Source organism: Corallincola luteus, from assembly GCF_004336975.1.
In the GTDB taxonomy this organism is placed as follows: Bacteria; Pseudomonadota; Gammaproteobacteria; order Enterobacterales; family Neiellaceae; genus Corallincola; species Corallincola holothuriorum.
Genome location: NZ_SJXE01000003.1, coordinates 85315 through 94834, shown reverse-complemented (window position 1 = coordinate 94834; position 9520 = coordinate 85315). Strand labels below are relative to the sequence as shown.

11 protein-coding genes and 1 other RNA gene are annotated in these 9520 nt (G+C 50.1%); 4 read left to right on the top strand and 8 right to left on the bottom strand.

Annotated features, from left to right (window positions below; genetic code table 11):
- Positions 1 to 8: 8 nt before the first annotated feature.
- The 3 genes from mraZ to rsmI all read right to left on the bottom strand — a co-directional run bounded on the left by mraZ (position 9) and on the right by rsmI (position 2019).
- Positions 9 to 467, bottom strand: coding sequence for a division/cell wall cluster transcriptional repressor MraZ (gene mraZ / locus EZV61_RS08520; protein ID WP_114338162.1), 459 nt, complete (start codon positions 465 to 467; stop codon positions 9 to 11).
- 307 nt (positions 468 to 774) lie between these two features.
- An RNA gene (gene rnpB / locus EZV61_RS08515) (RNase P RNA component class A) lies at positions 775 to 1139 on the bottom strand.
- Positions 1140 to 1173: 34 nt separating this feature from the next.
- Positions 1174 to 2019, bottom strand: a complete 846-nt coding sequence (gene rsmI / locus EZV61_RS08510) for a 16S rRNA (cytidine(1402)-2'-O)-methyltransferase (protein WP_131415010.1) — start codon at positions 2017 to 2019, stop codon at positions 1174 to 1176.
- Positions 2020 to 2120: 101 nt separating this feature from the next.
- Here rsmI and EZV61_RS08505 point away from each other — a divergent pair, with 101 nt between their 5' ends.
- The 4 genes from EZV61_RS08505 to dolP are packed head-to-tail and all read left to right on the top strand — an operon-like array spanning position 2121 to position 5549.
- Positions 2121 to 4016 carry a penicillin-binding protein activator gene (locus EZV61_RS08505; protein WP_131415008.1) on the top strand — a complete coding sequence of 632 codons (1896 nt, stop codon included), beginning with the start codon at positions 2121 to 2123 and terminating at the stop codon, positions 4014 to 4016.
- A complete protein-coding gene (locus tag EZV61_RS08500; RefSeq protein ID WP_114338159.1) occupies positions 3994 to 4350 on the top strand; it encodes a YraN family protein in 357 nt (118 codons plus the stop codon). Before EZV61_RS08505 ends, EZV61_RS08500 begins: the two co-directional genes overlap by 23 nt.
- A gap of 22 nt (positions 4351 to 4372) precedes the next feature.
- The gene (locus EZV61_RS08495) at positions 4373 to 4963 is read left to right on the top strand and encodes a phosphoheptose isomerase (protein ID WP_114338158.1); all 591 of its coding nucleotides are present in this window, start codon (positions 4373 to 4375) and stop codon (positions 4961 to 4963) included.
- Between the two features lie 4 nt (positions 4964 to 4967).
- The gene (gene dolP, locus EZV61_RS08490; RefSeq protein WP_233496464.1) at positions 4968 to 5549 is read left to right on the top strand and encodes a division/outer membrane stress-associated lipid-binding lipoprotein; all 582 of its coding nucleotides are present in this window, start codon (positions 4968 to 4970) and stop codon (positions 5547 to 5549) included.
- A 71-nt stretch (positions 5550 to 5620) separates the two neighbouring features.
- Here dolP and EZV61_RS08485 read toward each other — a convergent pair whose 3' ends face one another.
- The 5 genes from EZV61_RS08485 to petA all read right to left on the bottom strand — a co-directional run bounded on the left by EZV61_RS08485 (position 5621) and on the right by petA (position 9353).
- Complete coding sequence (locus EZV61_RS08485) at positions 5621 to 6043, bottom strand: ClpXP protease specificity-enhancing factor (protein WP_114338157.1); 423 nt, start codon at positions 6041 to 6043, stop codon at positions 5621 to 5623.
- A 3-nt stretch (positions 6044 to 6046) separates the two neighbouring features.
- The gene (gene sspA / locus EZV61_RS08480) at positions 6047 to 6676 is read right to left on the bottom strand and encodes a stringent starvation protein SspA (protein ID WP_114338156.1); all 630 of its coding nucleotides are present in this window, start codon (positions 6674 to 6676) and stop codon (positions 6047 to 6049) included.
- Between the two features lie 84 nt (positions 6677 to 6760).
- Positions 6761 to 7498 carry a cytochrome c1 gene (locus EZV61_RS08475; RefSeq protein WP_114338155.1) on the bottom strand — a complete coding sequence of 246 codons (738 nt, stop codon included), beginning with the start codon at positions 7496 to 7498 and terminating at the stop codon, positions 6761 to 6763.
- On the bottom strand, positions 7498 to 8760 hold the full coding sequence (locus tag EZV61_RS08470) for a cytochrome b (protein WP_114338154.1): 1263 nt from the start codon (positions 8758 to 8760) through the stop codon (positions 7498 to 7500). Before EZV61_RS08470 ends, EZV61_RS08475 begins: the two co-directional genes overlap by 1 nt.
- A complete protein-coding gene (petA, locus tag EZV61_RS08465; RefSeq protein WP_114338153.1) occupies positions 8760 to 9353 on the bottom strand; it encodes a ubiquinol-cytochrome c reductase iron-sulfur subunit in 594 nt (197 codons plus the stop codon). The genes EZV61_RS08470 and petA overlap by 1 nt, the downstream gene beginning before the upstream one ends.
- Between the last annotated feature and the right edge of the window lie 167 nt (positions 9354 to 9520).

Below are 9520 nucleotides of genomic sequence, written 5' to 3'. Positions count from 1 at the left end.
GCCTCTAGTTAGAGAGAGAAATCCTGCAGTCGTTCACTGAATGGTTCAGTGCCCGACAGCTCGAGTTCTTTATCCGCTTCAACCTGATCTGCCCAGGTCTGTTCATCCCAGATCTCAAATTTATTGAGCTGGCCCACCAGCATCAGCTTTTTATCCAAATTGGCGTGCTGACGCAGTGGTGCGGAGAGTAGTAAACGGCCATTTTTGTCCATTTCTACTTCGGTGGCGTAACCAAGCAGCAAGCGCTGCATGCGCCTTTCGGCGGGGTGCATACTGGAGAGTTGTTGCAACTTGAGCTCAATCGCTTCCCAAGCCGGCAACGGATAGAGCAATAGACAAGGATCTTTGATATCGATAGTGCAAACCAGTTGCCCCTGACAGCGTTGCATAAGGGTCTCACGATACCGAGTTGGCATCGCAAGGCGACCTTTGCTGTCAAGATTGATGGCATTAGCACCGCGAAACATGATCAGATTGGCTCCCTGTTATATTGCCTTTAGATCCACAATTATCCACTTTCCCCCACGGTGCTAAAGTGTAGGGGGGGTAAACAACCCTTGTCAAGCAGTCACTACCATGCTGTGAGGCCAGTCACCATGGGGTTTTTGTAGCAAAATCGAAAGCCGTTGATAAAGTGGATAAAAGTGGTGGTGAAATACCGTTCCAGCCCAAAAATTATTTTTCCAGTGCTGAAATCAGAGAGAAGAGAGAGGCATCAGGCAAAAAGTGGTTATTTTGCGCCATCACTCGCCCCTGATGGGGCGAGAGAAAAGTTGGGGGAGTTGGCCGATAAGCCGGGTTCTGTCGTGGATGATCATTCCTCTAGGCCTGCAATCGCTCACAGGCTCAAGCAACCTACCCGCTTCCGATATGGGCCATACCGTAAGGAAGCCTATTTGGTCTTGCTCCGGGTGGAGTTTACCGTGCCACGAACTGTTACCAGCCGCGCGGTGCGCTCTTACCGCACCCTTTCACCCTTACCTGTGCGATTATCCGAAGATAAAAGCCATCGGCGGTATACTCTCTGCTGCACTAGTCGTCGGCTTGCGCCGCCCAGGCGTTACCTGGCACCCTGCCCTATGGAGCCCGGACTTTCCTCCCCCGCTATAAATAACGGCGGCGATCATCTGGCCAACTCCGGCGGCGGAGTCTAGCAGAGTTGCGCGGTTTCAGCTAGCGACCCTGCAACTTCAAACCCAGGTCATAAACCAGCTTCTTCTTCACATCGTACATTTCAGCGACCAAAGCGGCTGCTTTCTTCAATGGCAACTCAGCGATAAGAAGCGTTAACCAACGCTCAGCTTCCGCAGGCAAGCCCTCCCCCTCGGGCACCTGATAGCCCCCAATCACCAAAACAAACTCGCCCTGCTGACGCTCTGGCTCAGCCTCTAACCAGTCAATTAAGCCAGCTAAAGTCGATTGGACAACCGATTCAAAGCGCTTGGTTAGCTCTTTTGCCAATGTCGCCTCACGCTCGGCACCAAAATGCTCAATCATCGCGGTCAAGGTCACTAGCACCCGTCGTGGTGACTCATAAAACACCATGGTGCGAGGCTCTTTTGCCAATCCATCGAGGCGACTGTTCAGTGCACCAGATTTAGCAGGCAAAAAGCCTTCAAAACTAAATCTGTCGGTTGGCAAACCGGCTGCACTTAACGCCGTAATTGCTGCACATGCCCCAGGCAAAGGGATCACATTGACACCAGCATCACGACAAGCACGCAACAAAGGATAACCGGGGTCACTAATCAGGGGTGTGCCAGCGTCAGATATCAGCGCGACAATTTGTCCAGCCTGCACCCTTTCGATAATCGCAGCACTGCGCGCCCGTTCATTGTGCTCATGCAACGACCAAAGATGGCCACTGATGCTGTAAGCATCCAATAAACGTCGGCTATGGCGGGTGTCCTCAGCGGCGATCAGATCCGCTGCTGTCAGCACTTCAATAGCCCGCTGTGTCATGTCTCCTAGGTTACCTATGGGAGTAGGGACAATATAGAGTGCACTCGCTAAGCTCATTGGGCTGTTTTCCGTTGTTTGTTAAGATGAAAGGGTAAAGGTACACTAAGCCCACTTAAATTAAAGTTACGCCTACTAGACGAGACCGGTAACCTAACCTGATGAGTATTCTACCACGCCTAAGCTGGCCACTTGCCATTCTCTTCACCATTGCGGCCTGTGCTCCGACACCAAAACCGGATCCTAAACCCGAAGAGGTTGCCATCGTTGCCGTAGGGGTGCCAACGGCACCCGCTGCCGACTATTTACTCAAAGCACAAGAGACATCAGGAGCGGCTCGCCAAGCCTATCAACTGTTGGCATCACGCGCCCACTTGCTTGAAGGTCAACTGGAGTTAGCCCGCTCAGTCTATGGCAACATTGAGATCCCACTTTCGCGCGATGATCAACGACTGGAGTACACACTGTTAGGTGCCGAGTTTGCTATCTATCGCGGCGCACCAGATCAAGCCATTGAGATCCTAGGCTCAATCAAGAAAGATAAGCTGAGTAGCGAAGATAAGTTGCGCACCTATCAACTGCTAGCTCGCGCTCAATTGGCCCGTGGCAACCGAGTCGAAGCCGCCAGATCACTGGTGCAACTCGATCCTTCACTGGATCCAGAACAGCAGGTGGAAAACCACAGTTATATCTGGAGCTATCTCAAGCCTCTGACCCCCTTCTCGCTACAAACTTTTGAGCAAGCGCCGCCACCAGACGCCTTTACAGGCTGGTTACGACTAATGGCGTTGACCAAAACCATGTCAACCCACCCGGCTGCGATGATCGATGCCCTAGAGCAGTGGCGCATAGAGTTCCCCAATCACCCCGCAGCCGCCAGCCTGCCGTTGGAACTGCAAACCGCACTAGAAACCCGCCCATTCACGCCAAAACGGATTGGCGTTTTGCTGCCACTCACTGGACGCTTTAAGAGCCAAGGTGAGGCGATACGTGATGGCATGGTATTTGGCTACCTGAAAACAGCCATGCCAGACCTAACGGTGACATTTTATGATACGGCAGCGGAAGGCGCACTGCAGGCGCTGGAACAGGCCCAACTCGCTGCAAGCGACTTTATTATCGGTCCGTTGCTAAAAGGTAACGTTGAGACATTGCTCAGCGAAACCACATTAACCACTCCGCTGCTAGCACTAAACCGTATCGACGGTGCTGTGGACAACGCATCACTATTTTTCTTCCCGTTGGCACCCGAGGATGAAGCCGTACAGGCTGCCCAACGAATGTGGAATGACGGCCACCGTTACCCCTTACTATTACTGCCTAAGGGCGGTTTAGGTAGTCGCATTGCTGCTGCGTTTGAAGAGAGCTGGATGCAGTTAGTCAGCAGCAATCAGCTTGATCCAAATGATGACACCAAGCAGAGTGTTGAGGTGCGTTATTACAGTGACCGCAAAGCGATGCAGAAAATGGTCGAACAAGCGCTCGGGGTTAACGAGAGTCAGGCTCGGATCCGACATATGAAAGGGCTATTCGGCTCTAAGTTGGAAGTTGAGCCGCGCAGTCGCCGAGACTTAGATGCCGTCTACCTGTTCTCCAACCCAATAGAGACACGCCTACTCAAGCCTTTTGTCGATGTCACCGTCAGTCCGTTTGCGGACCAACTGCCGATCTATGCCAGCTCTCGCAGCCATGAAAAAAGCTTGGCACAAGGTCAGGCACGGGAATTAACTGGCGTGATGTTCAGTGAGATCCCCCTGTTACTGCCAGCCTCCGAAGAGCAATCAAGCACTCGTGACGCCAGTAAGGCTCTGTGGCCTCAGCGCAGCGCCTCTGAGCAGCGCCTATTCGCCCTTGGACTCGACGCCTACCAACTGATCGGTCAGTTGGCCCAGATGCGCGCATTCCCAGGTTTTAGCGTGGAAGGTATGACAGGTAGACTGCAAGTCTCAGAAGATGGCCAGATAAAACGGGAATTGAACTGGGCAAAAATGCGCAATGGTAGCGCGGAGCTTATGCCAAGGCAGGCAACAGAAGATGAAATGGTTACTCAGCCATAGGGCGATTGGTGAGGCCTATGAGCAGCGGGCCAGAGCCTATCTAGAGCGCCATCAGTTGAAGTTTGTCACCGCAAACTTCCATTGCCGTGGTGGTGAGATAGATCTGGTGATGCGAGAAGACAACACTTGGGTGTTTGTTGAGGTAAAGTATCGAAAATCTGGCAGTCACGGAGGCGCTTTAGCCGCAATCGATGAAAAGAAAATTCATCGATTAAGGCATACAGTGCAACTTTTTCTGCAACAAAAGGGGTTAGACGAGAGTCTGACCCCATGTCGAATTGATGTGGTTGCCATTACCGGCGACCAGTATGAATGGATCCGTAACGCGATCTAAGTCCAAAGATAAGGGCCAAACAATGTTGAGTCGCATTGAAGAAAGCTTTAAAGAAAGCATACAAACCAAAATAGCAGCGGCAGAAGCGATGCCTCCAGCCATAGAAAAAGCTGCACAGATGATGGTGCAGTGTCTGCTATCAGGAAACAAGATCCTAACCTGTGGTAACGGCGGCTCTGCTGGCGACGCACAGCATTTCTCCTCTGAGTTATTAAACCGGTTTGAGCAGGAACGCCCTAGCCTTCCTGCCATCGCCCTAACCACCGATAGCTCGACCATCACCTCCATCGCTAACGACTACAGCTATGACGAGATCTTTTCTAAGCAGGTTCGTGCATTGGGTAACAGTGGCGATATTCTGCTAGCGATTTCAACCAGTGGTCAAAGTCGTAATGTGATTAAAGCGATGGAAGCGGCGCTGTCACGAGATATGACAATTGTTGCCTTAACCGGTAAAGACGGTGGGGAGATGGCTGGGCTTTTGGGTCCAAACGATGCTGAAGTACGTGTACCATCTACCCGCACGGCACGTATTCAAGAGGTTCACCTGCTGGCTATTCACTGCCTCTGTGATCTCATCGACCGCACTTTATTCCCACAAGATGAGGAGTAATCATATGATGCCACATCGTCGCCTACTGGGTGTCGTTTTGGCCGGCACTCTCGCCCTCCAAGGGTGTGCAGCAGTGATCATAGCGGGCGCTGCGGGAACCGCAGCAGCCATCGATGACCGTCGTACCTTGGGCTCTCAGATTGATGACAATGCCATTGAAATCAAGGCAGTCGGTCGTCTACGGGAGCGCAAAGATATCTGGGATCATAGTCGTATCAGTATCAGCAGCGTGAATGGCACCTTGCTATTGGTAGGACAAGCCCCGACCGCACATCTGCGAAACGAAATAAGCCGTGTGGTTGAAGGTATACCCAGCGTCAAAACAGTGCACAATGAAGTTAAAGTAGGTACACCGATTAGTCTTACTACCCAAAGTAATGACGCTTGGATAACCACCAAGGTCAAAGCTGATCTCATTGGTGATAAAGAGGTAAACGGCAACCAGGTCAAAGTGGTTACCGAGAATAGTGAGGTTTACCTGCTCGGATTATTAACCAAACAGGAAGCAAGTAAAGCCACCGAAATAGCTCGTAATGTCACTGGGGTTAAGCAAGTGGTGCGCGTGTTTGAGTACACCAGCAAATAGCCTGAACAGCTTTCCTCAAAATACAAAAAAGGAGCCTAACGGCTCCTTTTTTATATCAAGGTCTAACGTGACTACTTCACCACGCGCAAGCTAGGGCGCCCACCAGAAGGTGGTGTCGGCTTATCGTCATCCGTCACCGGGGATGTCACCAGTGTTGGTTGCTCTTCCAGATCAGCCTCTGGTGCAATATCATCTGCAAAAACGGTTCCTGCGCCATTTTCTCTGGCATAAATCGCCGTCACCGACTCAATAGGCAGATAAACAGACATAGGCGTCCCCCCAAAACGAGCACTAAACGATACCGCATCATTGCCCAACTCTAGCTGCCCTACTGCATGGGGCGCTAAGTTCAATACAATCTGGCCATGTTTGACGAACTGCGTAGGTACCTTTACTGCATCTACCGTCGCATCCACGACAACGTGGGGCGTCAAGTTGTTATCAACTAGCCACTCATAGAATGCACGCAACAGATAGGGACGGCTTGGGGTCATCGTTTAAAAACCTACTCGCTGTTCTCTTTCCGACTCAGTCAAAGAAGCCTGAAAGGAGTCGCGTTCAAAAACGCGCTGCATATAGGTTTTGATCTCTTTAGAACCACGCCCTGTCAGCTCAATACCTAAACTAGGTAAGCGCCACAACAGCGGGGCAATGTAGCAATCAACCAAACTAAATTCTTCACTCAGAAAATAGGGTGATTCTGCAAACACGGGCGCCAGTGCAATCAAGCTCTCTGTCAGCTCTTTACGTGCTGCATCAGCATTGTTGCCACTGATGATGTTATCAACCAAAACATACCAGTCATTCTCGATGCGGTGCATCATGAGGCGACTGTTACCGCGCGCAACTGGGTATACAGGCATGAGAGGCGGATGAGGAAAACGCTCATCAAGGTATTCCATGATGATGCGAGCGTTATAGAGTACTAACTCGCGATCAACCAAGGTAGGTACCGTGTTGTACGGGTTATACTCGATCAACTCTTCTGGAAGGTTGCTCGGATCAACCTGATTGATCTCTACACTTACCCCTTTCTCAGCCAGCACGATACGTACTTGATGGCTGTACAGATCGTTCGCACCTGAAAACAGGGTCATCACAGAACGTTTATTGGCAGCAACGGCCATGGGGCCTCCATATTATCTTTTAGCAAAAACAGGAGACAGGGTAACCCCTGTCTCCCGACAAACATTATCTTATCAACAACCTAACTAGTGTAGATCGCGAAAGAACTCTTTCTTCAGCAAGTACGCCAGGATAGTGAAAATCACCAAAAACCCTAACACCCACCAGCCCATAGAGCGTCGCTCAAGGGTCACTGGCTCAGCTGAGTAAACAAGGAAATTGACCAAATCGAGTACGGCATGGTCATACTCATCGGTGCTCATTTCACCAGAACCATCAGCTCTTATACCGACATAAACATCTTGCTGTTCACCGTCAATCAGCCGAGATTCATAGGTTTTACGTGGCACCCCTTGTAGCTCTTGCAGTACATGGGGCATACCCACGTCTTTAAAAACCACATTGTTCACGCCAAATGGGCGAGTCGGGTCTTCATAGAAGCTACGCAAATAGGTGTATAACCAATCAGCGCCACGAACTCTGGCAACCAAGGTTAAGTCTGGCGGTGTTGCGCCAAACCACTTAGCACCCAATTCATCTGACATTGCATTTTCCATCAAGGCACCAATTTTGGTTCCCTCAATAAACATCAGATTTTCCTGCATCAAAGCTGCTGAAATACCCAAATCACGCGCAACACGTTCGTAACGCTGATACTTAGTTGAGTGGCAACCTGAACAGTAGTTCATAAAAAGCTTCGCACCTGTTTGCAGCGACGCCTTATCGGTCAAATCATAATTTGCTTTATCAAGGTGGACGTTACCACCCGCAGCCATTACCAAGCTTGGTAGAAGCGCCACCAGCGCTATGATCATCCTTTTCATCAGGTCAGCCTCTCTGGTAGCGGTTTAGTATTTTCATTTTTGCTATAGAACCAAAGCAGTACGAAAAAACCGAAATACAAGAAGGTAAATATCCGCGCATACATAGTGTAGGTTTCAGTCGCTGGCAGAGCACCTAAAATGCCCAATGCCACAAAACTCACAGAGAATTGAGCAATGTTTAGCTTGTGCAAGCCACTACGGTAGCGAATTGAACGAACCTTACAACGATCAAGCCAAGGCAACAGTGCCAACACGACGATCGCCAGCCCCATGAAAACAACCCCGCCGAGCTTATGTGGGATAGCACGAAGTACGGCATAGAACGGCGTGAAATACCAGACTGGTGCAATATGCTCAGGTGTCTTCAGTGGGTTAGCCGCCTCAAAGTTAGGTGGCTCAAGGAAATACCCGCCCATCTCTGGGTTAAAGAAGATGACATAAGCAAAAAAGAATAAAAACACACCGATACCGATGAGATCTTTCACCACAAAATAGGGGAAGAAAGGCGCCGCATCGATAATATCTTTTTTACTGGTGTAGTACTCGTGGAACTTGAACTTAGGCTTATCAGCGTCCGCAACAGACCCTTTTGGCCGTTTAATTTCGACACCGTCAGGGTTGTTAGAGCCCACTTCGTGGAGTGCGACCAGATGCAAGAAGACCAACACCACCAGTACCAGTGGTAATGCGATCACATGCAGGGCAAAGAATCGATTCAGTGTTGCACCTGAGACGACATAGTCGCCACGGATCCAAAGGGTCAAATCGTCACCGATGACAGGTATCGCGCCAAAGAGCGAGATAATCACCTGTGCGCCCCAGTAGGACATCTGACCCCAAGGCAGCAGGTAGCCCATGAAGGCCTCAGCCATCAGGGCAATAAAGATAAACATACCAAACAACCACAGCAGTTCACGTGGTTTTTGGTATGAGCCGTAGATCAACCCACGGAACATATGCAGGTAGACAACGACAAAGAATGCTGACGCGCCGGTGGAGTGCATATAACGCAGCAACCAGCCATATTCGACATCTCGCATAATGTATTCAATCGATGCAAACGCGCCTTCAGCCGAGGGCGTGTAATTCATCGTCAACCAAATCCCGGTCAGGATCTGGTTCACCAATACCAACATCGCCAAAGAGCCGAAGAAATACCAGAAGTTAAAATTCTTAGGCGTCGGGTACTGAGCAAGGTGCATATTCCATACACGTTGCATAGGTATCCGATATTCAATCCATTCGAGTAATGAGCGGAACATTACACAGTCCCTCCGTCAACGCCGACCAAGATGGTTGTATCGTCTTTAAAATGGTACGGGGGAATAACCAAGTTTAACGGTGCTGGTACGTCTTTATAAACCCGACCAGCCATATCAAACTTAGAACCATGACACGGACAGAAGAAGCCGTAGTTAACGCCTTCAACCTGTTCTCCAAAAGAACCAGGAAGGTAAGTTGGCGAACAACCTAAATGAGTACATAAGCCGACCGCAACAAATAGTTCAGGCTTCACTGAACGGAATTCGTTTTTGGCGTACTCAGGTTGCTGATCAACTTCGCTGGACTGAGGGTCCTTAAGTTTATCTTCGTTGGCTTTCATCTCTTGTAATACAGAATCAGGACGCAGCACCACCCAAACAGGCTTGCCACGCCATTCAACACGTATTAGCTGTCCCGGTTCCAATTTACTGATATCCACTTCCACCGGAGCACCAGCGGCCTTGGCTTTCTCACTTGGATTCCAAGATTTTATAAATGGGACAGCAGCAGCTACTGCTCCCACACCACCTACGACAGCTGTCGCGGCAGTTAGAAAGCGACGACGGCTGTTATTGACAGGCGCATTGCTCATCCAGTTATCTCCCACATACCATCCGCTTTTATCTGCGGCTTTGGAGCGCGACGAACCGCCTCATCAGGAGAATTCCCGAAAAAGAAAACGGTACGCTGCAAAAAAGAGTCAAGATTGTAAAAAAAACACCCTGCGCTGGCAAGGATACTCGTCATACAACCCTAATC